General features: G+C 69.0%; 20 protein-coding genes. 11 read left to right on the forward strand and 9 right to left on the reverse strand.

The annotated features are described in order from the left end of the window. Positions 1-358: 358 nt before the first annotated feature. From AC1D29_RS27575 to AC1D29_RS27615, 9 genes are all read left to right on the forward strand, one after another. Positions 359-2,401, forward strand: a complete 2,043-nt coding sequence (locus tag AC1D29_RS27575; RefSeq protein ID WP_477903597.1) for a hypothetical protein — start codon at positions 359-361, stop codon at positions 2,399-2,401. 40 nt (positions 2,402-2,441) lie between these two features. Further along, a complete protein-coding gene (locus tag AC1D29_RS27580) occupies positions 2,442-3,158 on the forward strand; it encodes a PEP-CTERM sorting domain-containing protein (protein ID WP_477903599.1) in 717 nt (238 codons plus the stop codon). Between the two features lie 116 nt (positions 3,159-3,274). Then, positions 3,275-4,825: a helicase HerA-like domain-containing protein gene (locus AC1D29_RS27585; protein ID WP_477903601.1), complete on the forward strand. Its 1,551-nt coding sequence runs from the start codon at positions 3,275-3,277 to the stop codon at positions 4,823-4,825. Positions 4,826-4,899: 74 nt separating this feature from the next. After that, positions 4,900-6,459: a methyl-accepting chemotaxis protein gene (locus tag AC1D29_RS27590; RefSeq protein WP_477903603.1), complete on the forward strand. Its 1,560-nt coding sequence runs from the start codon at positions 4,900-4,902 to the stop codon at positions 6,457-6,459. A gap of 76 nt (positions 6,460-6,535) precedes the next feature. After that, on the forward strand, positions 6,536-7,606 hold the full coding sequence (locus AC1D29_RS27595; protein ID WP_477903605.1) for a sensor histidine kinase: 1,071 nt from the start codon (positions 6,536-6,538) through the stop codon (positions 7,604-7,606). Next, positions 7,603-8,379 (forward strand): LytR/AlgR family response regulator transcription factor, encoded by a 777-nt coding sequence (locus AC1D29_RS27600; protein WP_477903607.1) that lies wholly within the window; start codon positions 7,603-7,605, stop codon positions 8,377-8,379. The genes AC1D29_RS27595 and AC1D29_RS27600 overlap by 4 nt, the downstream gene beginning before the upstream one ends. 61 nt (positions 8,380-8,440) lie before the next feature. Continuing rightward, a complete protein-coding gene (locus AC1D29_RS27605; RefSeq protein WP_477903609.1) occupies positions 8,441-8,695 on the forward strand; it encodes a hypothetical protein in 255 nt (84 codons plus the stop codon). A gap of 11 nt (positions 8,696-8,706) precedes the next feature. Then, positions 8,707-9,522, forward strand: coding sequence for a hypothetical protein (locus tag AC1D29_RS27610; RefSeq protein ID WP_477903611.1), 816 nt, complete (start codon positions 8,707-8,709; stop codon positions 9,520-9,522). Positions 9,523-9,586: 64 nt separating this feature from the next. Then, on the forward strand, positions 9,587-11,368 hold the full coding sequence (locus tag AC1D29_RS27615; protein WP_477903613.1) for a glutamine--tRNA ligase/YqeY domain fusion protein: 1,782 nt from the start codon (positions 9,587-9,589) through the stop codon (positions 11,366-11,368). Positions 11,369-12,265: 897 nt separating this feature from the next. Here AC1D29_RS27615 and AC1D29_RS27620 read toward each other — a convergent pair. From AC1D29_RS27620 to AC1D29_RS27640, 5 genes are all read right to left on the reverse strand, one after another. Then, the gene (locus tag AC1D29_RS27620; protein ID WP_477903615.1) at positions 12,266-13,072 is read right to left on the reverse strand and encodes an oxidoreductase; all 807 of its coding nucleotides are present in this window, start codon (positions 13,070-13,072) and stop codon (positions 12,266-12,268) included. Positions 13,073-13,240: 168 nt separating this feature from the next. After that, the gene (locus AC1D29_RS27625; RefSeq protein ID WP_477903617.1) at positions 13,241-14,134 is read right to left on the reverse strand and encodes an NAD(P)/FAD-dependent oxidoreductase; all 894 of its coding nucleotides are present in this window, start codon (positions 14,132-14,134) and stop codon (positions 13,241-13,243) included. Positions 14,135-14,197: 63 nt separating this feature from the next. Beyond that, positions 14,198-17,332 carry an efflux RND transporter permease subunit gene (locus tag AC1D29_RS27630; RefSeq protein WP_477903619.1) on the reverse strand — a complete coding sequence of 1,045 codons (3,135 nt, stop codon included), beginning with the start codon at positions 17,330-17,332 and terminating at the stop codon, positions 14,198-14,200. Next, complete coding sequence (locus AC1D29_RS27635; RefSeq protein ID WP_477903621.1) at positions 17,329-18,474, reverse strand: efflux RND transporter periplasmic adaptor subunit; 1,146 nt, start codon at positions 18,472-18,474, stop codon at positions 17,329-17,331. The genes AC1D29_RS27630 and AC1D29_RS27635 overlap by 4 nt, the downstream gene beginning before the upstream one ends. Then, positions 18,471-19,997 carry an efflux transporter outer membrane subunit gene (locus AC1D29_RS27640; RefSeq protein ID WP_477903623.1) on the reverse strand — a complete coding sequence of 509 codons (1,527 nt, stop codon included), beginning with the start codon at positions 19,995-19,997 and terminating at the stop codon, positions 18,471-18,473. The genes AC1D29_RS27635 and AC1D29_RS27640 overlap by 4 nt, the downstream gene beginning before the upstream one ends. A gap of 33 nt (positions 19,998-20,030) precedes the next feature. Here AC1D29_RS27640 and AC1D29_RS27645 point away from each other — a divergent pair, with 33 nt between their 5' ends. Continuing rightward, a complete protein-coding gene (locus AC1D29_RS27645; protein WP_477903625.1) occupies positions 20,031-20,669 on the forward strand; it encodes a TetR/AcrR family transcriptional regulator in 639 nt (212 codons plus the stop codon). Positions 20,670-20,975: 306 nt separating this feature from the next. Beyond that, positions 20,976-22,355 (forward strand): TAXI family TRAP transporter solute-binding subunit, encoded by a 1,380-nt coding sequence (locus AC1D29_RS27650; protein WP_477903627.1) that lies wholly within the window; start codon positions 20,976-20,978, stop codon positions 22,353-22,355. A gap of 75 nt (positions 22,356-22,430) precedes the next feature. Here the strand turns inward: AC1D29_RS27650 and AC1D29_RS27655 are convergent, their stop codons facing one another. From AC1D29_RS27655 to dbpA, 4 genes are all read right to left on the reverse strand, one after another. Further along, positions 22,431-23,225, reverse strand: a complete 795-nt coding sequence (locus AC1D29_RS27655) for a tRNA-uridine aminocarboxypropyltransferase (protein WP_477903629.1) — start codon at positions 23,223-23,225, stop codon at positions 22,431-22,433. Between the two features lie 92 nt (positions 23,226-23,317). Beyond that, on the reverse strand, positions 23,318-23,518 hold the full coding sequence (locus AC1D29_RS27660) for a hypothetical protein (protein WP_477903631.1): 201 nt from the start codon (positions 23,516-23,518) through the stop codon (positions 23,318-23,320). Positions 23,519-23,665: 147 nt separating this feature from the next. Beyond that, positions 23,666-24,571 carry a hypothetical protein gene (locus AC1D29_RS27665; RefSeq protein ID WP_477903633.1) on the reverse strand — a complete coding sequence of 302 codons (906 nt, stop codon included), beginning with the start codon at positions 24,569-24,571 and terminating at the stop codon, positions 23,666-23,668. A 70-nt stretch (positions 24,572-24,641) separates the two neighbouring features. Continuing rightward, positions 24,642-26,042 (reverse strand): ATP-dependent RNA helicase DbpA, encoded by a 1,401-nt coding sequence (gene dbpA / locus AC1D29_RS27670; RefSeq protein ID WP_477903635.1) that lies wholly within the window; start codon positions 26,040-26,042, stop codon positions 24,642-24,644. Positions 26,043-26,067 lie beyond the last annotated feature (25 nt).

Genomic DNA, 26,067 nt, shown 5'->3' on the forward strand with positions numbered 1-26,067 from the left:
TGGTGCCATGCAACCCTCGATTCTACGAGGCCGCCTCCCACGCCCCGGCCTCGGACACCCCCCCGAACGAAGCTGGACCAGCCTGCCGCGGGCACCGATGCATGCGCGGCCGCGCATTTCAACGTGCGCATGACCCTTTTGCGACGCGCCTCACGCATCGATAGCGCCTCGCGACCCTAACCACGGGGATTTGCGGTACACGGGCCTCGAAAGCCCCCTAGAACCAGCCCCCTAACAGCGTCCCCCTAGGAGCGCCAGTCATCCTTCCGATGAATGGCGCACGGGGGATGAAGCGGGAAAAGCCGCCGCCTAGGTTTGAGGCGTCCCTGCCCGCAGGGCTGTGTTCAAAGGAGTTTTCATGATTCGCCTACCCACCCGCTTCAAACTCGCCGGCTGCTTCGGCGCGGTGCTGATCGCCACGTCCGCCCAGGCCGCCCCGACCTGCTATCACAACTACGGCGCCATCGACGCGATGAAGCCGAACAAGCTCTTCCTCTACTACCCGACGGCCAACGACGCCACCTTCCCGAACTACGCGACGAACGTCTCGCCGGCGCGGACCTTCGCCATCGGCTCGCTGCCCGGCGCACCCGCCGGCACGACAGCCCAGCTGCGTGACCGCATCTTCGACGTGGTGGCCACCGACTACTGCGAGTTCAACGTCCAGGTGCTGCCACCCACGACGACCAACCCGGACTCGCTGGGGGCGCCGCCGGCGCGGCGCAATATCGTCGCGATCGGTGCGGACACCGATCCCTCGCTGTTCGGCATCGCCGAGGCGGTGGACACCGGCGACGCTGACGTCATCGACCACGCCCGTGTCTTCGGCGGCTCCTACGGCGTGTTCTGCAGCGCCGAGCTCTCCGGCGGCGGCAACACGCTGGACCGCTGGGCGCTGGGCATCGGCGGCACGGCCGCACACGAGGCCGGGCACAACTACGGCCTCTCGCACAGCGCGGTGGTGCACACCGGCGAGGACGCTTTCGTCCACCACATCATGCCGGCGGGGCCCTCCATGCCCTGCACCAACCGCGTCGGCGAACGCCGCCATTTCAGCGACCAGGACTTCGGCATCCTGGCCAACAACGTCGGCCTGACGCTGCAGTCGCTGGCCAACTGGGACTTCGTCAACCCGAACTCGGCAACGGCCTCGCGGCTGCGCATGGAGGTGCTCAGCCACAGCGCTACGCTCACGCCGGTGTCCACCTACACCGGCTCGCTGAGCCCCTGGAACCCGCCCAGCGTGGTGGCGTCCGGCACGCGGACCTACAAGGGCGCCAGCTTCAACCGCTTCTTCGTCACCTGGCAGTCCGCCAAGGGTTGGGCCAGCCCGAACCAGCCCGGCAGCATTGCCGGCCAGGTGCGCGGCGCCGAGCAGTTCCACATCGGCACGCATTTCGCGCAGGCCGACATCCTGAACACCTCGGACCAGGTCGTCATCGTCGACGCGACGCTGCTGGATGCCGGTGGCTCGGCGCTGCCGCTGCATCCGCGCGTGCCGACCTTCGACACCGGCACGCTGTCGGCGGACGGCACCTTCACGCTGGGCCTGGCCAACCTCGCCGCGGCCAACCTGGTGCTGCGCAACTGGCGGGGCTTCGTGCTGCCACGGCCTGCGCACATCGACAGCATGTTGTTCGACGCCACCGGTGGGGTGAAGCTGTTCGACAACCAGCAGGAGCCCATCACGCCCTGGCGGCAGCTGCAGTTGCCGACGGCCACGGAGCTCCCGGCCGGCTCGCCCGAGAAGCCCGGCGAGGCCCGCTTCGTGCTGGGCAACCTGCTCAAGGACGGGCACAACGTGCGCATCAAGTTCCGCGGCCCGAACGCCGGGGACGCCACGGCCGGTGCGCAGGAAGTCAATGCCGATGTGCGTGGCGCGCTGGCGACGGACCCCTTCCCCGGCGCGTCGGTCTTCCTCGAGGGCGACCTGGTCGAACCCAACGCGCTGCAGTGGGACGCCGAGAAGAAGGCCTTCATCAACCAGGACCTCGTCACCCACGTCTTCCTGCAGGTGGCCGGCAAACGCGCCAAGCCCGTGGACGGTGCGCTGATCGGCCTGCTGCGCGGCAAGGTGGTGTGCTCCAACCTGAACACGCGGCAGTCGGTGAGCGTCAACGCCAACACCGATGGCAGCTTCGACTGCGAGAAGGCCGGCCTGGTCTCCGTGCACGGGGACAGGGTGCAGGTCTCGCAGGTGGCGCTGGTCAACACACCGCAGCCGGCCGTGCAGATCGGCGGCCTGGACATCGCCAAGGTCACCTGCACCAACCTGCGCTCGCGCCAGTCGGTGTCGTTCAAGCCCGGCGTCAGCACCAACCCGCTGGATTGCGTGAAGGCCGGCCTGGAAGTCGGCGAGCAAAGCACGCTGCAGGTCACCCAGGTCGGCACCGTGCGCTGAAGGCGCCGCCCTTCCCTACCTTGTTTTCATGGAGACCCTGATGAAGCAATTCAAATTCACCCTCGCGGCGCTGAGCCTGAGCTTCGTGGCATCGACGGCGCTGGCCGCGGGCGTCGCCAACGGCGGCTTCGGCAGCGGCGACCTGACCGGTTGGACCAAGGCCGGCAACGTCGCCGTGGACACGACGGCCCAGTTCGGCGCGCCCCCCGTCGGGTTTACCGCCCATGCCGTGCTCGGCACGGCCGACACGTCCGGCTTCCTGTTCGGCGGCAGCGCCGTGGCGGCGGCCACGCTGGAAACCTTCGCCGGGCTGGGCGCCGGAACGCTGACCGGGCTGAACGCCACCGTGGGCTCCGGCCTGCGCACGGATTTCACGGCCGTGGCCGGCGATCGGCTGGTCTTCCAGTGGAAGTTCATGAGCAACGACCCGCAGGGCAGCCCAGCCGATGACACGGCCTACGTGGTGCTGGACAACACCACCTTCATCAAGCTGACCAGCGTCAACAGTGCGACCCTGCTGGGCAGCTCGACCTCGCCGCTGTTCGACGAGACGGCCTACCTGACCTTCACCAGCGCGCCGCTGAGCGCAGGGGCCCACAGCGTGAGCCTGGGCGTGTTCGACAGCGTGGACACGCTCGGCGCGTCGGCGCTGGCCGTCACCGACGTGCACCTGGCGCCGGTGCCGGAACCCGCGTCCGGCCTGCTGTTGCTGGGCGGCCTGGGGCTGTTGGGCCTGCGCAGGCGCCGCGCGACCTGAGCGGCCGCCGGTCGGCGTGGCGACGCCCGGCGCGGAGGTGCCATTGGCGAGGCGAAGCGGGCCCGGCGGACCGCTAGACTCGCCGCGCCGACCTGCCCTTGCTCCGGAGACCGCCCATGCCCGCCGATCCCATCCTGCTCGCCCGACACGCCGAGATCGAGTGCCTGCTGCTGCCCGCGCTGGCCAATCGCCACGGCCTGATCACCGGCGCCACGGGCACCGGCAAGACCATCAGCCTGCAAAAGCTCGCCGAGAGTTTCAGCAAGCTGGGCGTGCCCGTCTTCATGGCCGACGTGAAGGGCGACCTGACCGGCATCAGCCAGGCCGGCAACCCCAGCGAGAAGCTGCTGGCCACGCTGAAGGACCGCGGCATCGACGCACCCGAGAAGCTGGCCTGCCCCACCACGCTGTGGGATGTGTTCGGCGAGCAAGGCCACCCGGTGCGCGCCACCGTGTCCGACATGGGCCCGCTGCTGCTGGCCCGCATGCTGGCGCTCAACGAGACGCAGGCCGGCGTGCTGCAGATGGTGTTCAAGATCGCCGACGACAACGGCCTCCTGCTGCTGGACCTGAAGGACCTGCGCGCGATGCTGCAGCACGTGGGCGACAACGCGAGTCAGTTCACGACGCAGTACGGCAACGTGTCAGCCGCCAGCGTGGGCGCCATCCAGCGCGGCCTGCTGCAGATCGAGGCCCAGGGCGGCGACAAGTTCTTCGGCGAGCCCATGCTCAACATCGCCGACTTCATGCAGACCGAAGGCGGCCTGGGCGTCATCAACGTGCTGGCCGCCGACAAGCTGATGAACGCGCCGCGGCTGTACGCGACCTTCCTGCTGTGGATGCTGTCCGAGCTGTTCGAGACGCTGCCCGAGGTGGGCGACCTGGAGCGACCGAAGCTGGTGTTCTTCTTCGACGAGGCCCACCTGTTGTTCAAGGACGCGCCGGACGCGCTGGTCGAGCGCATCGAGCTGGTTGTGCGCCTGGTGCGCTCCAAGGGCGTCGGCGTGTACTTCGTGACGCAGAACCCGCTCGACATCCCCGACGCGGTGCTGGGCCAGCTGGGCAACCGCGTGCAGCATGCGCTGCGCGCCTTCACGCCGCGCGACCAGAAAGCCGTCAAGAGCGCCGCCGACACGATGCGCGCCAAGCCGGGGCTGGACATCGCCACCGCCATCACCGAGCTGGCCGTTGGCGAGGCGCTGGTCAGCCTGCTCGACGAGAAGGGCCGGCCCAGCATCACCGAACGCGTCTTCGTGCTGCCGCCAGGCAGCCAGATCGGCCCGATCACGCCGGCGCAGCGCCAGGCGCTGGTGGCCAACTCGCTGGTCGCCGGCGTCTATGAAAAGCATCTGGACCGCGAATCCGCCTACGAGAAGCTGGCGGGCAAGCCCGCGGCGCCCGCAGGCGGCGGCATGGCGGCCGAAGCGGGCAGCGTCTTCAAGGGCGGCACGGCTCAGCCGGCGCCGGCCGAAGAAGGCGGCGGCATGCTGGGCGGCCTCAAGGACGTGCTGTTCGGCACCACCGGTCCACGCGGTGGCCGCCACCCGGGGCTGGCCGAAGCAGCCGCCAAATCGGCCGTGCGCAGCATCGGCTCGGCGGTGGGCCGCGAGATCATTCGTGGCGTATTGGGCAGCATCCTCGGTGGAAGTGGCTCACGCCGGCGCTGATCCGGTCGACGGCACGGAGCCGTTCATGCAGACTCCCAGCGCCCGAGGAGACAACCTCGTCAAAGGGGAGTGGCATGAATGCTCTGAAGCAATTGCGCATCGGTAGCCGGCTCGGTATCGCGTTTGCGGTCGTGCTGGTGCTGATGCTGGTGGTGTCTGCCGTCAGTGTGCGGGGCATCTACCGCGTCGCGGCGGGGCTGGAGACGGTCTACAAGGACCGCACCATCCCGCTGGCCCAGCTCGGCGAGTTGAACAACCTCTCCACCCGCAATCGCCTGGTCATCGTCGAGATGCTGCGCGCGCCGGGTTTTGACGAGATCAAGCGGCGCAGCGAGGAGCTGAGCACCAACCTCAAGCGCGGCCAGCAGCTGCTGGACGGCTATCTGGCCACGCACCTCACCGAGCAGGAGAAGGAGCTGGCCCAGCGCTTCACCGTCACGCGCAAGGCCTACATCGACGAAGGCCTGCTGCCGGTCGCCAACGCGCTGTCCACCGGCGGCATGAGCACCGCGCTGCAGATCTACGAAGAGAAGACGCTGCCGCTGGCCGCCAAGGCCCGCGAGTTGTCGGACCAGCTCGTCAAGCTGCAGGTCGACGAGGCCGCCGCCGAGTACCAGCGCGGCCAGGACACCCGCGCCGCGGCCGTGGCCACCACCGCCGTGCTGACCGCCGTCGCGCTGCTGCTGGGCGGCACGCTGGCCTGGCTGATCACGCGCTCCATCACCGAACCGGTGCGACGCGCGGTCGGCTTCGCGCAGGCCGTGGCGGGTGGCGACCTGACGACGGCCATCACCGCCGACGGCCGCGACGAGATCGCCACGCTGCTCGCGGCCCTGGGCCAGATGAATGACGGCCTGGTCAACATCGTGCGCCAGGTGCGCAGCGGCGCCGACTCCATCCTGACCGGCGCCGGTGAGATCGCGTCCGGCAACGCCGACCTGTCGCAGCGCACCGAAGAGCAGGCCGCCAACCTGGAGGAAACGGCCGCGTCCATGGAGCAGATGAACGCCACCGTGCGCCAGAACGCGGACACCGCGCAGACGGCGACCCAACTGGCCGAATCGGCCAGCGGCGTGGCCGCGCGTGGCGGCGCCGTCGTGCAGCAGGTCATTGCAACCATGGGCGACATCAGCAGCAGCTCGCGCAAGATCGCCGACATCATCGGCACCATCGACGGCATCGCCTTCCAGACCAACATCCTCGCGCTGAACGCCGCCGTCGAGGCGGCGCGCGCCGGCGAGCAGGGCCGCGGCTTCGCGGTCGTCGCCGGCGAGGTGCGGGCGCTGGCCCAGCGCAGCGCGCAGGCGGCGCGCGAGATCAAGGGCCTGATCGGCCAGAGCGTGGACAACGTCGACACCGGCTCGCGCCTGGTCGGCGAGGCCGGCAGCACGATGACCGAGATCGTCTCGCAGGTGCGGCGCGTGGCCGACCTGATCGCCGAGATCGGCTCCGCGACGCAGGAACAGACGACCGGCATCGGCCAGGTCAGCGAGGCCGTGCAGCAGCTGGACCGCGTCACGCAGCAGAACGCCGCCCTCGTCGAAGAAGCCGCCGCGGCGGCCGACAGCCTGCGCAGCCAGGCCCAGCGCATGAACGAGGTGGTGGGCGTGTTCAAGCTCGGCGGCGGCCACTGAGCCCCACTCGCGCCGCGCCGTCCCCGCTCGTCGCAAGCGGCTGGCGCGGCTGCCCGCGCGGCATGATGCTGGCCCCATGACGCCTTCCGAACGCCACCACGGCTGGCCGACGCATGTCGGCGGCACCGTCCTCATCTGCGTCTTCGTCGGCCTGCTGAACTACCTGATGCAGGGCGGCAGCTTCGGCGTGGCCATGTTGTATTCGTTCACCGTCGGCGCGCAGATCTCGCTTTACATCTGGCTGCTGATGACCGGCCTGGCCCACCTGCTGCGGCGTTGGCGCGGCGACCTGCCGGCGCTGCGCCACGGCTGGGTGGGCTGGGGCTGGGTGGCGCCCTGCGTCGTGGTGGGCGCGCTGGCCGGCTATGCCGGCGGCCTGTGGCTGGGCGACCTGATCAGCGGCCGGCACGCCACGCGGCCCTGGCAACTGGCCGACAGCCGCGCCTGGCTGTCCATTGGCTTCGTGTTGCTGATGGCGGTGCTGGGCACGTCGTTCTTCTTCTCGCTGTTCCGGCTGAACGCCATGCGGCTGGAGCAGGCCCAGGCACAGCGCCAGGCGGCCGAGGCGCGGCTGACGCTGCTGCAAAGCCAGCTGGAGCCGCACATGCTGTTCAACACGCTGGCCCACTTGCGCGTGCTGATCAAGCTGCGGCCGGACGAGGCCCAGCGCATGCTGGACCGCCTGATCGATTACCTGCGCGCCACGCTGCAGGCCAGCCGCGCGACCGAGCATCCGCTGGCCGACGAGTTCCAGCGCCTGTCCGACTACCTCGCGCTGATGCAGCTGCGCATGGGCGAGCGGCTGCGCGTCACGCTGGACCTGCCCGCCGGGCTGAGCGGCATCGCCATCCCGCCGCTGCTGCTGCAGCCGCTGGTGGAGAACGCCATCAAGCATGGGCTGGAGCCGCACGTGGACGGCGGCGAGCTGCGCGTGACGGCCAGGCGAGAAGCCGCCCGGCTGGTGCTGGAGGTGGCCGACAGCGGCATCGGCGTCGCGTCGGCCAGCGAGCTCGCCGGCGTCGGCACCGGTTTCGGCTTGGCCCAGGTGCGCGAGCGCCTGGCACAGCGCTACGGCGACGCGGCCGCCTTCAACCTGCAATCCCAGCCTGGCGGCGGCAGCGTCGCCCGCATCGAGATCCCGTCATGACCACCGCCCTGATCGCCGAAGACGAACCCCTGCTGGCCGAGAACCTGCGCGCCGAACTGGCCGCCGCCTGGCCCGGGCTGCGCATCGCCGCCATGGCCGGCAGCGGCACGGCCGCCGTCGAACTGGCGCTGCAGCACCGGCCGCAGGTCTGCTTCCTGGACATCCGCATGCCGGGCATGACGGGGCTGGAGGCCGCCCAGGCCATCAGCGAGGACTGGCCGGACGACGCGGGCGCCCTGCCCCTGTTCGTCTTCGTGACGGCCTACGACCAGTACGCGCTGCAGGCCTTCGAGGCCGCGGCGGCCGACTACCTGCTCAAGCCCGTCACGCCCGAGCGGCTGGCGCAGTGCGTCGCGCGGCTGCAGGCCCGCCTGACGCAGCCTGCGGCCGCCGACACGACGCTGGACTCGTTGCGCCAGCTGCTCAGCCAGGCCGTCACCCCGACGCCGCGGCTGCGCCACCTGCAGGCCGCCGTGGGCGACGCCATCGAGCTGGTGCCCATGGACGACATCGTCTACCTGGAGGCCGCCGACAAATACGTGCGCGCCGTCACGGCGGCGCGCGACTACTGGGTGCGCGTGTCGCTGCGCGAGCTGCTGCCACAGCTGGACGCCGACCGCTTCTGGCAGGTGCACCGCTCCACCGTCGTGCACATCGATGCCGTGGCCCGCGCGCTGCGTCAGGAGAACGGCACCGTGCTGCTGGAGCTGCGCCAGCGGCCCGAGAAGCTGACCGTCAGCCGCGTGCACGCAAATCGTTTCAAAGCCCTGTAGGCGCGAGGTAGCGGGTGGACGATGAAAACCGTATAAACGGTTTCCATCGTTTCTGACCGATATGCCCCACGCCCGCAAACCCGACCCCGAAGAGCGCCTCAAGCTCGTGCGCGATGGCTTCACGATGCCCGCGGCCGACTACGCACTGATCGCTGAGCTCAAGCACCGGCTGCACGACGTCAAGCGCGAGGCCAAGAAGAGCGAGCTGCTGCGCGCCGGCCTGCAGGCACTGGCCAAGCTGGACGCGCCGGCGCTGGCCGCGGCGCTGGACGGGCTGGCACCGGTCAAGACCGGCCGGCCGCGCAAGGCGGCTTGAGGAGGATTGCCATGGCCGACGCCAACACGCTGTCCTGGTGGCATCTGCTCTGTGCCATCGCCGGGCTCAACCTGATCGCCTGGACGGCCTCGACCGCCTGGCTGCACCGCAACCGGCCCGACGGCACGACCTGGCCCCACCAGCGGCTGCAGCTGCTGCTGTCGGCGCTGTATGTGCTGGGCTGCGGCTACCGCTGCCTGCTGCCGGTGTTCGATGTGCCGCGCGTCGTCATGGTGGACTCCTGGGCCTCCAGCGTGCTGGTCGGCCGCACCGTCGCCACGCTGGCCGAGCTGAGCTTTGCCGCCCAATGGGCGCTGCTGCTGCGCGGCGCGGCGCTGTCCACGGGGCATCGCGCCAGCCTGTGGGTGGCCCACGCCGTGCTGCCGCTGATCGCGGTGGCCGAGGTGCACTCCTGGTACGCGGTGCTGACGACACGCAACATCGGCCACGTCGTCGAGGAGAGCCTGTGGGGCCTGGCCGCGCTGCTCAGTGTGCTGGCGATGCTGGCGATGTGGCCTCAGGCCAGCGCACGCGGCCGGCGCTGGCTGGGCCTGGCCAGCGCGGCCGGCCTGCTCTACGCGGCCTACATGTTCACGGTGGACGTGCCCATGTACTGGGCGCGCTGGCTGGCCGATGAAGCGGCCGGCCGGGCCTATCCGACGCTGGCCGCCGGTGTGGCGGACGCCGCCAGCCGCTGGCATGTGTCGCACGACTGGGCACACTGGCGCAGCGAGGTCGTCTGGATGACGCTGTATTTCAGCGTCGCAGTCTGGATCAGCATCTCCCTCGCGCATGTGCGGCTGCCGCTGCGGGTGGAGCGGCGGTAGCGTCCTTAGAATCGGCGCCATCACGGGCCTGGAACACGGCCCGATTCCATTTCCAGAGCCGACGATGAGCCAAAACGCTTCTGCTGCCGCCCCCGCCGCAACCCCCGCGACGAATTTCCTGCGCCAGCGCATCGAAAACGATCTCGAGACCGGCGCCTTCGCCGGCCGCCACTTCGCCGGCACGCCCGGCGACGCCGCTCACCACGCGGCCGGCCCGCTGGACGAGGCGCGCATCCGCACGCGCTTCCCGCCCGAGCCCAATGGCTACCTGCACATCGGCCACGCCAAGGCCATCTGCCTGAATTTCGGCCTGGCACGCGACTACGGCGGCGCCTGCCACCTGCGCTTCGACGACACCAACCCCGAGAAAGAGGAGCTGGAGTACGTCAACGCCATCAAGGAGATGGTGCAGTGGCTGGGCTGGTCGTGGGGTGACAACCTCTTCGAAGCCAGCAGCTACTTCGACTTCATGTACGCCGCCGCCGAGGCGCTGATCAACGCCGGCCATGCCTATGTCGACGAGCAGAGCGCCGAGGACATGCGCGCCAACCGCGGCGACTTCGGCCGTCCCGGCGTCGACAGCCCCTTCCGCAGCCGCACGCCCGCCGAGAACCTGGCGCGCTTTCGCGAGATGCGCGACGGCCAGCATGCCGACGGCGCCATGGTGCTGCGCGCCAAGATCGACATGGCGTCGCCCAACATCAACCTGCGCGACCCGACGCTGTACCGCATCAAGCATGCGGAACACCACGCGACCGGCGACAAGTGGTGCATTTACCCGATGTACACCTACGCCCACCCCATCGAGGACGCGCTGGAGCGCATCACGCACAGCATCTGCACGCTGGAGTTCGAGGACCAGCGCCCCTTCTACGACTGGCTGTTGAACCACCTCGCCGACCTCGGCATGCTCGCCCGCCCGCTGCCGCAGCAGATCGAGTTCGGCCGCCTGAACCTGAACTACGTCGTCACCAGCAAGCGCAAGTTGCGCCAGTTGGTGGAAGAGAAGCATGTCAGCGGCTGGGACGACCCGCGCATGCCGACGCTGGTGGGCCTGCGCCGCCGCGGCTTCACGCCGGCCAGCCTGCGCGCGATGGTCGAGGCCACCGGCGCCAGCAAGCAGAACGCCTGGATCGACGACACCGTGCTTGACCAGGCGCTGCGCGCCGACCTGGAGCCGCAGGCGCCACGCGCGTTTGCCGTGCTGCAGCCGCTGAAGCTCAAGCTGACCAACTACGCCGACGTGTTCGGCAGCGCCGACCACCGCGAGCCCTGCGAGACGGCGGCGCATCCGCACAAGCCCGAGCTGGGCCAACGCAAGTTCTCGCTCGGCCCCGAGCTGTGGATCGAGGCCGAGGACTTTGTCGAAGTGCCACCCAAGGGCTACTTCCGCCTGTTCCCCGGCAACAAGGTCCGCCTGAAGGCCGGCTACATCATCGAGTGCACGGGCGCCGAGAAGGACGCCGCCGGCCAGGTCACGGCCGTGCTGGCGACCGTCATCCCCGACACCAAGAGCGGCACGCCCGGCGCGGATGCCGTCAAGGTCAAGGGCACCATCGGCTGGGTGGGCGCGCACGAAGCCGTGCAGGCGGAAGTGCGCCTGTACGAGCGCCTGTTCGCCGAGGCCCAGCCCGATGCCGGCGGCCGCGACTTCCTCGAGTTCGTCAATCCGAACTCGCTGCGCATCGTGCAGGCCTTTGTCGAGCCGTCACTGGCCGGCGCGGCGGCCGACCAGCGCTGGCAGTTCGAGCGTCACGGCTACTTCGTGACCGACCGCGTGGACCACCGCGCCGACAAACCTGTTTTCAACAAGATCACGGGCTTGAAGGACAGCTTCGCGAAGTGAGGCGGCTCGCCGTGTGATGACCGCATTGCATCGATCTCGGCCGGTCAATGCCGTGCGTTGTCCGACCGGTACTCACCTCGTTCCGGTCATTCAGGCGCCGGCCGGGTGAAGCTTTGACTGACCTGTCTGGTGGCTAGACCCGCCACTACCTGAACTCAAGCGGGCTTAGCCGACTCTGGCATCGGACTGATTTCCGCTTCCAGCGCCCCAGAACTCACGCAAGCGACCCGTTGCAATCCTTGGACGCTCCGTGTCCGGCTTGGCGCATTGCAGTCCTGCCGTTCAGGCACACCAGGTCAAACGAGATTCAGTGACCTCGGCCGTCAAGACCGTCATGCGCGACATGCGCCGTCTCTCTCAATGCCGGTCGTGGGCGCGGTCGACGTGACCAGCAACGCGCATCGGAACGGGACAACGGCAACCGGGTCACCTTGCGCATCGACCCGCCCTTGAGACTGATGCGGTGTTCCTACCTGGCTTTCACCGGAGCAATATCCGCCTTAGGGGTCAGCTCACACATCGGCCGATAGACAGCAGGCGGAGTGGAGCTGATGTGGAAATCCATTTCACCCTCTGCCCGCGCGCGGACCAACTCAGCGATCACGGTCTCGCGTGTGAGAGGGGCGCCCGAACGAATCTCCGCACTGATGTTGCGACAGTTTTTCTGCGTGGGCGGTGCGGCGACAGGCTTCTCAACTTTCTTCTGGCTCTCCTGCGTAGGCTGCTGGGCGACGCACAGCGGCGCTGCCAGGGCAAGAAGGACACCGACAGAGTAGATAGTCTTAGGGAACATTGATGCCTCACATATATCTTGTTGACGTGGACGCCAACAGGGTTGGCCCCGCTTGGGGCGTTGCTCGGCAATGACTTGCCGAAGGGAATAACACCGGTCTGGTCTCAGCCCAGGCCCAGCTGCTTGCGCAGGCTCTTGTCGACAGGACCGGCAGGCATGAAGCGGCGCAGCTTGGTCAGCAGCGAGGCCTGGCCCGGGGGCGTGCGGCGCATCCGCCAGGCGCCGAAAGCCGCATCGACGATGGTGTTGGCGACGGTCGCCGGGTCATCGCCGCCATTGACATTGGTGGAGAACGACCGCGTGACCCGCTGGCGTTCTGTGTCGTAGGCCTTGATCAACGTGGCCACGGGGGGCGTGTTGGCCTCGAGGCTGGTCTTCGTGTAGGAAGGCTGGACCAGCGTCAAGCGGATGCCGAACTGGCGCACCTCGTGATCTAAGGATTCCGACAGCCCTTCGAGGGCGTGCTTGGATGCGGTGTAGAGGCCCATATAGGGTCCCGGCAGGAAACCCAGCACGGAGCTGACGTTGATGATCCTGCCCTGCCGCTGCTCCCGCATGTGCGGCAGGACCGCCTGCGAGACTCTGAGAACGCCCAGCACATTGGTGTCGAACAGGGAGTCCGCCTCGGCAGGCATGGTCTCCTCCACCGCGCCGATCATGTTGACGCCGGCGTTGTTGATGAGGACATCGACCTGCCCGGCGCGGCTGATCACCGTCAGCACGCCGGCGCGCACCGAGGCGTCGCTGCGAACGTCCATCTCGACCAGCTCGACACCAGCGATCGGGGTGGCCTTCTGGAGGTTGCGAACCGTGCCGAAGACGCGGCTGCCGCGCGCGACGAACTTCTTGGCTGCCGCGAGCCCGATGCCGGAGGAACCGCCTGTGATCAGGACTACAGCTTGGTTGGTCATGAAGATCTCTGGTTGATTCAGATGAATGAGGGCGAAGCGCGGCCCCACGCGTGCCAATGCACGCGCGACTTTTCGACATGTGGATGCCGCTGCTGACGCGGATCGCGCCCTAGCGGGGTTCGCCCTTCTGGCGGTAGCCCGCGGGCACCGCAGAAGGGATCAACGTACTCAGGTCAGCATCGACTGTTGGGCGAAGATGCCTGCCATCGCGCCCTGCCACGTCGCCTGGGTGACCGAGGGCAGGAAGGGCGTGGCGAGATCGCCGGCGGCGTAGATGCCGGACATGCTGGTTTGGCGGCGCTCGTCGACCTTGAGGGCGATGCCCACGGGCGTATCGACCGTGGCGAGGCCCAGGGACTCATGCAGCCTAGCGGACGGCTTGTTGCGCGGATGGGCGAACAGGACGTCGACCGCGACATTAAGGCCTGACTCGACATTGACGGTGGCGATATGGCCCTGGTAATGGGCGATCCCGATGATGCGGCCATCGACGACAGGAATCTTGCGGCGCGCCAGGTCGGCCTGGATATCGGGCGCAATGTCGTGCCCATCGGCGAAGACCGTCAACTTGTCGGTCCAATCGAGGAACAGCCTGGCGGACTGGTGCGACTGCGGGCTGGACCAGACGAGGCCCCAATGCCGGCCGGCGACCTCAAATCCGTCGCAGTACGGGCAGGGCACGATGGACGTACCCCAACTTTCGGCAAAGCCCGGCACATCGGGCATCTGGTCGGTGACGCCATAGCTCAGGATCACGCGGCGCGCGCCCAGGGTTTGACCATCGCCGGTGAGGACGGAGAAATCGTCGATGGCGCCGGCGACGCTGTCGGCCCGCGCATTGACCAGCTTGATCGCGGGATAGCGCGCCAGTTGCCGCCGCGCCTCGGCCAGGATGTCCAGCGGCGGCTTGTGATCGTGTCCGAGCAGGCCATGCGAGTGGCCGGCGAAGCGATTGCGCGGCAGGCCGGTATCGAGGACGGTGACCTTGCGGCCGGCACGGCCGAGCTGCAGGGCGGCGGCGAGGCCGGCAAAGCTGCCGCCGATGATGATGACGTCATTCATGGTGATGGGCTACGTGAAGGGGATGTGTGGGGGCGGCTGGGAAAGGTCGCGACTTCGGGGTGCTCAGGCTTGAGCCCCTCCGTCAGCAAGTCGTGCGGCGAGCGCTGGCGCCGCTTCTGCAGGCGCGTGTGCGGGGCTGTCGCGCCGGATGCGGAACCAGGCCGCATACAGCGCCGGCACGAAGACGAGGGTCAGGGCCGTGGCCACCACCAGGCCGCCCATGATCGCGATGGCCATCGGTCCCCAGAAGACGCTGTGCGTGAGCGGGATCATCGCCAGCACGGCGGCGGCCGCCGTCAGCACCACCGGACGAGAGCGCCGCACCGTGGCCTCGACGATGGCATTCCACGGCGCCACGCCGCGCGCGACGTCCTGGTCGATCTGGTCGACCAGGATGATGGAGTTGCGCATGATCATGCCGCTCAGGGCGATCACACCGAGCAGCGCGACGAAGCCGAACGGGGCATTGAACAGCAGCAGCGCCGGCACCACACCCACCAGCGCCAGCGGCGCCGTCATGAACACCATGAACAGGCGCGAGAAGCTCTGCAGCTGGATCATCAGCAGCGTCAGCATCACCGCGAACATCGCCGGGAACACCGCGAACAGTGCCTTGTTTGCCTTGTCGCTCTCCTCGATGGCGCCGCCTTCCTCGATGCGGTAGCCCGCGGGCAGGCTGTCGATGATCGGCTTGAGCGAGGGCCGGATGTGCGCCGTGGCGTCGGGGCCCTGCACGCCATCGACGACGTCGCTGCGCACGGTCAGCGCCATGTCGCGGTTGCGCCGCCACAGCACCGGCTCTTCAAAGCTCGGCTCGACGCGGGCCACCTGCGACAACGGCACGGTGGCGCCGCTGCGCGTGAACAATTGCAGATCCCCCAGCTGGCCTATGCGCTTGCGCTCGTCGGGCGTCGCCCGCACGACCACATCGATGAGTTCCTCGCCGCGACGGATCTGCGTCACCGGCGCACCGTCTAGCGCGGTCTGCACCAGGCCCTGGATGTCCGCGGTGGACAGGCCCAGCAGCCGCGCCTTGTCCTGGTCGACATGAACTTTCATGGTGCGGACCTGTTCGTTCCAGTCCAGCTGCGTGTCGCGCACCAACGGGCTCTGGCGCACCGTGTCCCGCACGCGGTAGGCGATCTCGCGCACCTGCGCCTCGTCCGGACCGATCACGCGGAACTGCACCGGGAAGCCCACCGGTGGGCCGAACTCCAGGCGGGTGACGCGTGCGTTGACGTCCGGGAGTGCCTCGTCCTTGGCGAACAGCTCCATCAGGCGGGCGCGCACGCGCTCGCGCTGCTCGGTTCCCGCCGTCTTGATCACGAACTGGGCGAAGCCGGGGTTCGGCAACTCCGGCTGGATCGACAGGTAGAAGCGCGGCGTGCCGCCGCCGGTGTAGGCGGTGAAGAACTCGATGTCCGGGTCCTTCGCCAGCCGGGCCTCAAGCAGCTTCACCTGGGCGGACGTGGCGGCGAACGACGCGCCTTCGCGCAGGCGCAGGTCCACGAGCAGCTCCGGCCGCGAAGCGGTGGGGAAGAACTGCTGCTGCACCGCCAGCATGCCGGCTCCGGACATGGCGAACACCAGCACCGTGATTGCGAGCACCCAGGCCCGGCGATGCACCGCCCAGTCGACGATGCCGCGCAACCGGCGGTAGACGGGCCGGTCGTAGGGGTCGCGGTGTTTGCCGTGTTCGTGTTGGCTCGCCAGGTTCTTCGGCAGCAGCAACACGCCCAGGTAAGGCGTGAAGACCACCGCCACCAGCCACGACAGGATCAGCGCCGTTCCCACCACCCAGAAGATGCCGCCCGCGTACTGGCCGGCGATCGACTTGGCGAAGCCCACTGGCATGAAGCCCGCGGCCGTGACCAGCGTGCCGGTCAACATCGGAAACGCGGTGGACGTGTAGGCGTAGGTGGCCGCGCGCAGGCGGTCCCAGCCTTCTTCCAGCTTCACCACCATCATCTCGACGGCGATGATGGCGTCGTCCACCAGCAGGCCCAGCGCGATGATCAGCGCCCCGAGCGAAATGCGATCGAGGTTCCAACCGGCGGCATACATGACCCCCGCGACCAGCGCGAGCACCAGCGGCACCGACGCCGCCACCACGATGCCGGTGCGCCAGCCGAGGAACAGGAAGGACACGGCCAGCACGATCGCCAACGCCTCCAGGAACGAGCGCTCGAACTCCCAGACCGACTCGGCCACCACGCGCGGCTGGTCGGCGTATTGCTGGATCTCGACCCCCGCCGGGATCTCTTGCTTGATCTGGGCCAGCCGCTGCTCCAGCGCCTTGCCGAAGTCCAGCACATTGCCGTTTTGCTGCATGGTCACGCCGATGGCCAGGACCGGCACGCCGTTGTGACGGATGCTGAAGCTGGGCGGGTCCTCATAGCCGCTGCGCACGGTGGCGATGTCGGCCAGCCGCAGCAATTGACCACCGACCTCCAGCGTCACGTTGGCAACGTCCGCCGCGCTCTTGAGCCCGCCGTCCACGCGCACCTGCACACGGTCGTGCGTGGCGTCGGCCGAACCGGCGGGCGTCACCAGGTTCTGGCGCGCCAGCGCATCGAACACCGCCGTCGGCGCGATGCCGAGCGACGCCAGGCGCCGGGTCGACACCTCCACATACACCCGCTCGGCCTGCTTGCTCAGCACGTCCACCTTGGCGGCACCGGGCACGCTCTGCAGGCGCCGCTTCACGTCCTCGGTGAGCGTCAGCAGTTCGGCCATCGACAGTTCGGGTGCGCTCAACGCATACAGCACGCTGTAGCGGTCGTTGTACTCGTCGTTGAAGAACGGCCCGCGCACGCCCTCGGGAAACTCCTGGCGCATGTCGCCGATCTTCTTGCGCGCCTGGTACCAGGCGTTCACCAGCTCCTCCTTGCTGCTGCCGCCTTTCATCCACAGCGTGATACCACCGTAGCCCTGGCGCGAGAAGCTGCGCACGTAGTCGAAGTGATCAAGCTCCTGGAGCCGGCGCTCGATGCGGTTGAGCACCTGGTCCTGCACGTCCTGCGCAGTGGCGCCGGGCCAAACGACGATGGCCGTCATCTGCGGCACGTCGAAGTTCGGGTCTTCCAGCCGGCCCAGCCTGCTGAAAGAAATGCCGCCGACGATGAGCGTCACGATGATCAGGAACAGCACCATCGGCCGGTGCGTGACGGCCCACTCGGAGAGATTGAAGCGCTTCATGAGCTGCTCTTCGCGACAGAGGCCATTGCGGCGTCGGGGGCACGCTCGATGGCGCGCACGGCAGTGCCCGCGTCGAGCTTCTGAGCGCCCACGCTGACGACCTTGCTGCCCGAGGTCACGCCCGTGACCCGAACGGTGGCGTCGTCGATGGCCACCACCTGGACCGGTGTGAATACGAGGCCCGACCCCTTGGCGTTCACCGTCCACACGCCGGCGGGGCCGCTGCCCTTGACCAAGGCACTCACGGGCAACACTGCGGTCGCGAGGCCGGCCTGCGGCCCTGACAGCGTCAACTGCATCGTGCTGCCCAACGGCAGCGCATCCATGGGCGCACGCGAGTCAGACGCGGCTGAATAGCGCGCGCGGTAGGTCCGGCCTTGAACGCTGGCCTGCGGCGAGAGCTCGCGCAGCACGAGGCGGACCTGCGATTTCGCATCGTTCCAGGGGGCCGCCGTGGCGGCCAGGCTGCGCGCCCGGCCGAGCCAATCCTCGGGCAGCTCGGCGACGATCTCGCGTTCGCCGTCACGGGCCAGCGACAGCACGGGCTGGCCTTCCGCGACCACTTGGCCGCGCTCGAAGCGCAGCGTCGTGACGACGCCTGCGTAGGGAGCCACCAGCGTGGCGTAGGCCTCGCGATTGCGCGCAAGTTCGAGCTGGCGATTCGCTTGGTCCAGGCGCGCTGCGGCGGCGTCGGCCCGCGCCTTCTGCCGCTCGTGGTCGGCGGCGCCGACCGATCCGTCCGCCAGCAGCCGGCGAAAGCGCGCCTCGTCGGAAGCGGCCTGCCGAGCATCCACGGACGCGGCCTGCACCTGGTCCGCGGCCGCCTTCACGGCCAGCTGGTAATCGGCGGGGTCAAGGCGGGCCAGGACCTGGCCTGCCTTGACGCTGTCACCGACTTCCACGAGTCGCTCGACCACCTTGCCTCCTGTGCGGAAACCCAGCTCCGTCTCCACGCGGGCACGGACCACCGACGTGAAGCTGCGGGTCTGCGCGGCGTTGGCCGGTGTCACGGTCGTCACGAAGACCGGCTTCACGATGGCGGCCGGCGCGGGCGGTTCGCTGCAGGCCGTCAGCAGCAGGCTGGCGGCCGCGATGCTCGAGAGCGAGAGGGCGGGGAAGATGTTGATCAACGGGGCGTTCATCGCGACGTCCTTGCGGTAATTGAAGTCATATCGGTGCCGGGCTGCGTGATGGAGAACCCACCGCCCAGGGCTTTGTAGAGCTGCACGTCGGCCAGCACCTGCTGCAGGCGGCCCTCCGACAAGGCCAGTTCACTGGCCAGCACGGAGCGCTGCACGTCCAGCAGGGTCAGCAGGTCGATCTGTCCTTCGCGCTGCAGCGACTCGGCGCGCTGCAGCGAACGGCGGCGGTGTTCGACGGTGAGCGCGAGGGCCGCGTTGCGCTCGGCCTCCTGCGTGCGCACGAGCAGGCTGTCCTCGACCTCCTGGACCGCCACCAGCACCGCCTTCTGCCAGACGAGCAAGGCCTCGTCGGCGCGCGCGGACTGCACGCGAACGCCGGCGTCGATCCGGCCGGCGTTGAAGACCGGCATCGCGAAGGCCAGCGCGACGTTGGAGAAGTGAACGGGCGCGAGATCGAGCGCGTTGAGCCGCAAGTCCTGGCGGCCCACCAAGGCGCTCAGGAACAGCTTGGGCCACCACTGGGCGCGGGCCTCGGCCGTGCGCAGCGCCTCGGCACCGACGCGCGCCTCGGCGGCGACCAGGTCGGGGCGGCGCCGCAGCAGCTCGCTGGGCTGGCCCGCCGCGATGGCGCGCGCCGCCGGCCACGCGAAGCCGTTGTCGACGTCGACAACGCGCGCCGACGGGTTGCGGCCGCGCAGCACGGCCAGCTGGGTCTGCGTGGTGCCGACCAGCATCCGCAGCGCCGGCACCTGGGCCTCCAGCGCGTCGGCTTCGGCGCGCGCGCGGTCGTGGTCGAACGCACTGGCCTGGCCTTCGCGCAGCCGGCTTTCCACGCGGCTGGCGGTGTCCTGTTGCGCCTTCGCCAGGGCCTGCACGATGCGCAGCCTCTCATGGGCGCTGCGCAGCACGAAGTATTGGCGCGCCACCTCGCTGGCGACCAGCAGCCGGGCGCCTTGCACGCCTGCAGCCGCCGCCGTGGTGTCGGCCTGCGCCGCATCGCGCGCGGCCCGCACGCCGCCTGCCAGGTCGATTTCCCAGGCCACGTCGATGCCGGCGCGCAGTGCGCGGGTGTCGGGTTGGCCTTGCTTGACCGCTGCCGGCAGGCCGCTCTCGCTGCGCGAGGCCGATGCCTGCACGCCCACCGCCGGCCACAGGCGGGAGGCCTGGGCATCCGCGCCCGCGCGGGTCTGGGCGACGCGCTGGAGCGCGATGGCGATGTCCTGGTTGGCGCCCAGCGCCTCCTCAACCAGCGCGGTGAGAGCGGGATCTCCCCAGGTGGCCCACCACGCAGCGCCCGCGGCTGCACCTTCCGCCTGTGCCGTAGGGCTGTTGGCAAACGCGGCCGCGAGGGGCACCGAGGGCGCCGGAGCCTGCACGGCGGGTGTCGAGCACGCCGACAGCGCGACCAATGCCGCGAGCGACAGGAGGCGGGTTGTCGCGGGGACCGATCTGCGGTCGCGCCGGGAGGAGGAAGTCATGGGTCTGTTTATTACTGGACAAGTTAGTACAGTAATGTGGTGCATATATAGTGAACTGTCAAGTCCACTAAATTACCCATGGCCCACGCTCCCGTTCCCGCTCCCAAGCCCCAGCGCGGGCGGCCACGCGATCCCGAGCGCTGCAGGCGCATCCTGGAAGCGGCGCGAACGCACTTCAACGAGCATGGCCTGGAGCGCGCCAGCGTGGATGCCATCGCCGCGGACGCCGGTGTCTCCAAGATGACCGTCTACAGCAACTTCGGCTCCAAGGAGGGGCTGTTCCAGGCCGTCGTGCGCGACAGGACGGCGGCGGTGGTGGCGGAGGCCCCGGGCGCCGGGGCGCTGGACCCGGACCACCCTGAGCAGGCACTGCTGGCGGTGGGCACCCGATTTCTTGCGCTGGCGCGCGGGGACGCCCTGGGCGCGATGCGCGCTGTCTACGGCGTCGCGGGCGCGCAGCCGGAAACCTGCCTTGCGTTCTACAAGGAAGGTCCGGAGCGCGTGAACGGCGAGCTGGCTGCCTACCTGCGCCTTGCCCACTCGGCGGGCACGCTGAAGGTACGTAACCCGCTTCAGGCAGCGGACCTGTTCCTGTCGATGTTCCTGGGCTCAGGGCACATCCGTGGACTGCTGAAGCTCGAGATGCCGGATTCCAAGGAAGACAGGGCGCTTCTGCGCGAGGCCGTACGAGTGTTCATGGCAGCCTACGGCGCGTAGGTTCCACGCCAAGCACCGGTGCTGTGGAAGGTGTTGTGGCGATAGCGGTCATTGGCGTGCCGAATCTGACCGACTGCAATCAGCCTGAGGCCGACGTCGGCTCCGCAGCGAAAGCGGGCGCAACAGTCCGGCCAGCACGCCTCGAATACGATGGGTCGGTCCTCCATCGGCAAAGGCCCAGCCCATGCGATGCCTCGGCATCACGATCATGCTCACCCTTGCGGCCACGACCCATGCGGGCGCTCAGGCGTGCGAGCGACTCTGCAACCGGCAGGCCCAGATATTGGCCGCTCAGGACGGCAATCCATGACCCCGATTAAGCAATGGCATGCCACCCGCAGCCTGCGCCTGCTGCTGCAGACGCTGCGCGACATGATGGTCTCGATGGGCCCGCTGCTGCTGCTGGGCGGAGGCCTGCTGGTAGCGGCCTACTGGTGGCTGGACCCGCAGCCGCCGCGCCAGGTGAGACTGGCCACCGGCCCGGCCGGAAGTGCCTACGCCGGCTTCGGTGAGGGCTATGCGAAGGCGCTGGCGCGCGAGCGCATCCAGGTGGAGCTGATTGCCAGCGAAGGCGCGCAGGACGATCTGGCCCATCTGCGCGCGGGCACGGCCGATGTGGGCTTCGTGCGCGGCGGCATGACCGATCCGGCGGCCGATACCGAGGCCGGCATCGTCTCGCTGGGCAGCCTGTTCTACGAGCCGATCTGGATCTTCTACCGCCGCGATCTTGGCATCGCGCGCCGCCAGCCCGGCGGCGAACTGCAGCGCCTGGATCAGTTGCGCGGCCTGCGAGTCAATGTGGATCAGGACGGCAGCGGTGTACCGCAGATCGTTGAGAAGCTGCTGGCGCTGAACCAGCTGAAGTCGACCGATCTGCGGCTGTCCAATCTGGCACCCGAAGCCGCCGGCGCGGCCCTGCGCCAGGGCCGGCTGGACGCCACGGTGCTGATCTCGGCGCCGCAGGCGGGCCTGATCCGTGCGCTGCTGCGCGACCCGGCCATTGCGCTGATGGCCTTCGAGCAGAACGAGGCCTATTCGCGCCACCTGCCCTTCCTGTCCACCGTGAGTTTGCCGCGCGGTGTGGTGGACCTGGCCGCCGATTTACCACCTCACGATGTGCCGCTGCTGGCCACCACCACCGCACTGCTGGCGCGCGAGCAGACGCACCCTGCGCTGCGCCAGCTGTTCGCACAGGCGGCCCTGGGCCAGCACAGCGAGGCCGGCTGGTTCAATGGCGCGCGCGACTTCCCCAACACCCGCACCAGCGAGCTGCCGGTCAGCGCCGAGGGCGACCGTGCGATCAACGGCACGCCGCCGGCCTGGGCGCGCTTCCTGCCCTTCTGGGCCGGCAATCTGCTGGAACGCATGTGGCTGGTGATCGGCGGCCTGCTGGTGCTGATGCTGCCGCTGTCGCGCGTGGTGCCGCCGCTCTACACCTTCCGCGTGCGCTCGCGCGTGTTCCGCTGGTATGCGCGGCTGCGCGAGGTGGAAGCCAAGCTGGAAACCGGCACAGGCAAGCGGGAGGCTTTGCTCGACGAGCTGGACGAGTTGGACCGTGTCACACACCGCATTGCGGTGCCGCTGTCCTATGCCGAAGAGCTCTACGCGCTGCGCAACAACATCCATGCGGTGCGCAAGCGCCTGCTGGCGCAGCGGTCCCGGCCAGCAGACGGACCGACCGACTGAGCAGCCAGCGGCGCGGCGGCGTGCTGCCTGCCCATGTCGCCATCCAGGCCGATCCCGGGAGTGCGCCCAGGTATTTCAGGTGGGAAACGCGTCTGCTGCGGGCAGGCTGTGAGAAAGGTCCTGTTGGAAGGTGGACGATGCCATCAACGCCTCCAGGTGCCGATGTGCCTCACCTTCCCAGACGACGGGCAACTGGTTCCTCGCCTGAAGGTAGTGATGCGTGAAGACGCCGAGGTAGGCTTGAAGCGTCGCTCCCGCGACCTCGTCGCCCGCGAGCCTCAGACACTGCGCGGCGACCTCGCTGGTGCAGAAATGGTCGCCGCAATGTGAGCGACGCAGCCTGTACTCGGAAGCCACGGCAGGCGCCAGGCTGAGCACGGGCATGTGGTTGAGGTAGGGGCTTCGGCTGAACATCTTTCGCGCCTCGGACCAGGTGCCGTCCAGCAGGATGAACAGCGGGCGCTTGACGTTGCCGTCCAGACCTGCAGCGTGCGGCTGAACGGCGTGAACCACGCGTTCCGGCGCGGCGTACTGGCCTGGGAACACGACGTAGCAATCCCAGGTCGGATCGCTCAACAGGGCGATGAGCGCGGGGTCAGCTTCGGTTCGCGACCAGCCAAAAGCGAAGGTGTCTGCGACCGTGTCGGCGATCAGCCAACCAGTGTTGGTGGGCTTCAGTGGCTCGATGTCGGCCATCAGCAAGCACACCGCGGCGCGCGTGTTCACCGCAGGGCGCAAGGCGCACATGCAGTGCGTTGGGACCAGCCGGCAGCCGCCGCAGCGCTCGCGTTTGAAGCCACCGCGAGCCAGGAAGGGCTTGGTGGCGCTTGCCAGACGGGCGGCGCGCAGACGAGACACAGCATGAGACATGCGCCGATTGTCGGAGCTGCCGGGCGGCTGCTGTCAGCGGCGGACGGCAGCCGCCGCGCGGATCGTCCAGGTGACAGGCGGCGCGTGAACCGTCAGTCCCGCGCACCACCACAGCGCAACACGATCGGCGTCGCGTACTCCCGGCCCACCACCGCGCGGGCAAACAGATAGTTCTGCCGCGCCCGGTCGCTCAGCGCGTCCAGTGATACGCCGCCGTGCGGATCGCACGGAAACGCGAGCGCGCGGCCGGCCTGGAACAGGGATTCGAACCGCAGTTCGTAGGCGTCGCTCATCAAGGGCATGGGGCGTGAGTTCATGGGGCACCTCGTCTTGCAACCAGACTAGGCGCCGCATCCCCGCGTTGCGCGTGAATAGGTCGCATACCGCGCTTCAGACCCCGCGGATGACGGGCCGCGCGCCAAGATGTCACGCCGCAAGGGTCACCGGCGGGGCGGGGCCCGCAGCAGGTCGATCTGGAAAGGCTTGTCGTTCATCTCGACGATGGCCGCCTGGGGCGTCTTGAGCGTGATCAAACGGCGCCGCGGCAGCTGCAACAGGCCCAGGTCCGGCTGCAGATAGCCGCGCAGCAAGGTCTGCAGCGATCCGTCGGCAAAGGCTGCCCGCAGCCCGCGGCCCACGCGCTCGATGGCCTGGTGGTTGCCAGGGTGCGTGTAGAGGTACTGCGGCAAGTCGTAGGTCAGCAGCAGGCTGTCGTCCAGCGCCAGGCCCTGGACGCTGGCATGCGACCTGACCTCATGGCCCACCTCCAGCACGTTGCGGCAGAACAGGTCGGCGCGGCCCAGGGCCACCAGCTCGAACATCGAGTCGTAGGTGTTGACCTCGGTGACGGAGAAGCCGTTGGCGCGCAGCACGGCCACGTCGGGCCAGTCCCGCCCCTGCACATGGCGCAGCCGCGCGACGGCGCGCAGGTCGGCGGCCTCGCGCACGGCCGCCTGGCGCGGCGCGTGAACGAAGCAAACGCGGTAGCGGTTCACCCCGAGGTGGATGGGAAAGAGCACCGGCGTCAGGCCGGCGGCCCGGCCCACGTCGGGCCCGGTGACGACGAGAAAGTTCGGCACCGCGCGTTTGCCGGCTTCCAGCAGCGCGCGCTGCTTGTTCATCGGCAGCGACCGCTGCAGCCGGTAGGGGCCGTCGCTGGCGCGGGTCTTGTCCAGCGCCAGCTTGACGGCGTCGCGGACGAAGGCGTTGCGCAGATCGCTGTCGCTGTCGGGCGCGCGCAGCGTGATGATCAGTTCCTGCGCCCAGGCCCGGCCGGCCACCAGCAACGCCGGCATGCCCATCAGCAGACGACGTCTGCGGATCAGGTGGTGAGGCGAGGCGGACACGCGGCCAATGTAGCCCCGCCAGAGGCGTCAGAACATATTGCAGCGCACCAAATGGCGCGTTAGGCAGGGCTCAGTCGCCCAGGTCGGCCAGCCGCCTGACCTTGACCTTGCGCCCCTTGAGCTTGCCCACGGACAACCGGCGCACGGCCTCGGCGGCGATGTCGCGCTGCACTGCAACATAACTGTGGAAGTCGGTGACATTGATCTTGCCGATCTGCGTGCCGGCAAAGCCCGCCTCGCCGGTCAACGCGCCGAGGATGTCGCCGGGGCGGATCTTCTCCTTGCGCCCGCCCAGGATCTGCAGCGTGTCCATGGCCGGCAGCAGCGGGCCGCCAGGCGCGTCGCTCAGGTCGCCCAGCGGCTGCCAGACGAACTCCTCATCCTGCAGCTGCTCGATGCGGCCGATGCGGCCCATCTCGTCCAGGCTCGCCAGGCTCAGCGCCAGACCTTGCGCGCCCGCGCGGCCGGTGCGGCCGATGCGGTGCACGTGCTGCTCAACGTCGGCGCTGATGTCCACGTTGATGACGCAGGCCAGGTTGGCGATGTCCAGCCCGCGCGCGGCCACGTCGGTGGCCACCAGCACCGAGGCGCTGCGGTTGGCGAACTGGATCAGCACCTGGTCGCGGTCGCGCTGCTCCAGGTCGCCGTGCAGCGCCAGCGCGATGAAGCCCTGGCCCGCCAGCACGGCCTCCAGGTCGCGACACTGCTGCTTGGTGTTGCAGAAGGCGATCGTCGACTCGGGCCGGAAGGCGCGCAGCAGGCGCGGCACGGCATCCAGCCGCTGGTCCTCGGTCACCTCGAAGGCGATCTGGCGGATGGTGGATGCCGCGGCGCTGGCGGAGCCGGCCATCTTCACCGTCTGCGGCTCGCGCATGAACTTCTGCGCGATCTCGGTCACGCCTTCCGGGAAGGTGGCCGAGAACAGCAGCGTCTGCCGCCTGGCCGGCGCGCGCTTGGCAATCGCCTTGATGTCGTCCAGGAAGCCCATGTCCAGCATGCGGTCGGCTTCGTCCAGCACCAGCGTGTTCAGCGCCGAGAGGTTGAGCGTGTCGCGCTCCAGGTGGTCGATCAGCCGGCCCGGCGTGCCCACGGCGATGTGGGCGCCGAAGGACAGGCTCTCGATCTGCGGCTTCATCGGCGAGCCGCCGCACAGGCTCAGCACCTTGATGTTGTCGGCCGCGCGGGCGAGGCGGCGGATCTCCTGTGTGACCTGGTCGGCCAGCTCGCGCGTAGGGCACAGCACCAGGGCCTGCACCCGCGTTTCGGCGGCATCCAGCCGGTGCAGCAGCGCGATGGCGAAGGCGGCCGTCTTGCCGCTGCCGGTGCGGGCCTCGCCGATGACATCCTTGCCGGCGAGGGCCAGCGGCAGGCTGGCGGCCTGGATGGGCGTCATCTGCGCGTAGCCGAGCTGGTCGAGGTTGGCCAGCATGGCGGGGCTCAGCGGCAGTTGGGAAAAGGCGGTATCGGTCATGCCGCGATTGTCGTTGGCGGGGTGC

This window comes from Roseateles sp. P1_C6 (assembly GCF_056406315.1).

Excerpts from the sequence above, each read along its gene's own strand:
- AC1D29_RS27575 (WP_477903597.1), top strand. The coding sequence starts at position 359 with ATGATTCGCCTACCCACCCGCTTCAAACTCGCCGGCTGCTTCGGCGCG.
- AC1D29_RS27580 (WP_477903599.1), top strand. The coding sequence starts at position 2,442 with ATGAAGCAATTCAAATTCACCCTCGCGGCGCTGAGCCTGAGCTTCGTG.
- AC1D29_RS27585 (WP_477903601.1), top strand. The coding sequence starts at position 3,275 with ATGCCCGCCGATCCCATCCTGCTCGCCCGACACGCCGAGATCGAGTGC.
- AC1D29_RS27590 (WP_477903603.1), top strand. The coding sequence starts at position 4,900 with ATGAATGCTCTGAAGCAATTGCGCATCGGTAGCCGGCTCGGTATCGCG.
- AC1D29_RS27595 (WP_477903605.1), top strand. The coding sequence starts at position 6,536 with ATGACGCCTTCCGAACGCCACCACGGCTGGCCGACGCATGTCGGCGGC.
- AC1D29_RS27600 (WP_477903607.1), top strand. The coding sequence starts at position 7,603 with ATGACCACCGCCCTGATCGCCGAAGACGAACCCCTGCTGGCCGAGAAC.
- AC1D29_RS27605 (WP_477903609.1), top strand. The coding sequence starts at position 8,441 with ATGCCCCACGCCCGCAAACCCGACCCCGAAGAGCGCCTCAAGCTCGTG.
- AC1D29_RS27610 (WP_477903611.1), top strand. The coding sequence starts at position 8,707 with ATGGCCGACGCCAACACGCTGTCCTGGTGGCATCTGCTCTGTGCCATC.
- AC1D29_RS27615 (WP_477903613.1), top strand. The coding sequence starts at position 9,587 with ATGAGCCAAAACGCTTCTGCTGCCGCCCCCGCCGCAACCCCCGCGACG.
- AC1D29_RS27620 (WP_477903615.1), bottom strand. The coding sequence starts at position 13,072 with ATGACCAACCAAGCTGTAGTCCTGATCACAGGCGGTTCCTCCGGCATC.
- AC1D29_RS27625 (WP_477903617.1), bottom strand. The coding sequence starts at position 14,134 with ATGAATGACGTCATCATCATCGGCGGCAGCTTTGCCGGCCTCGCCGCC.
- AC1D29_RS27630 (WP_477903619.1), bottom strand. The coding sequence starts at position 17,332 with ATGAAGCGCTTCAATCTCTCCGAGTGGGCCGTCACGCACCGGCCGATG.
- AC1D29_RS27635 (WP_477903621.1), bottom strand. The coding sequence starts at position 18,474 with ATGAACGCCCCGTTGATCAACATCTTCCCCGCCCTCTCGCTCTCGAGC.
- AC1D29_RS27640 (WP_477903623.1), bottom strand. The coding sequence starts at position 19,997 with ATGCACCACATTACTGTACTAACTTGTCCAGTAATAAACAGACCCATG.
- AC1D29_RS27645 (WP_477903625.1), top strand. The coding sequence starts at position 20,031 with ATGGCCCACGCTCCCGTTCCCGCTCCCAAGCCCCAGCGCGGGCGGCCA.
- AC1D29_RS27650 (WP_477903627.1), top strand. The coding sequence starts at position 20,976 with ATGACCCCGATTAAGCAATGGCATGCCACCCGCAGCCTGCGCCTGCTG.
- AC1D29_RS27655 (WP_477903629.1), bottom strand. The coding sequence starts at position 23,225 with ATGTCTCATGCTGTGTCTCGTCTGCGCGCCGCCCGTCTGGCAAGCGCC.
- AC1D29_RS27660 (WP_477903631.1), bottom strand. The coding sequence starts at position 23,518 with ATGAGCGACGCCTACGAACTGCGGTTCGAATCCCTGTTCCAGGCCGGC.
- dbpA (WP_477903635.1), bottom strand. The coding sequence starts at position 26,042 with ATGACCGATACCGCCTTTTCCCAACTGCCGCTGAGCCCCGCCATGCTG.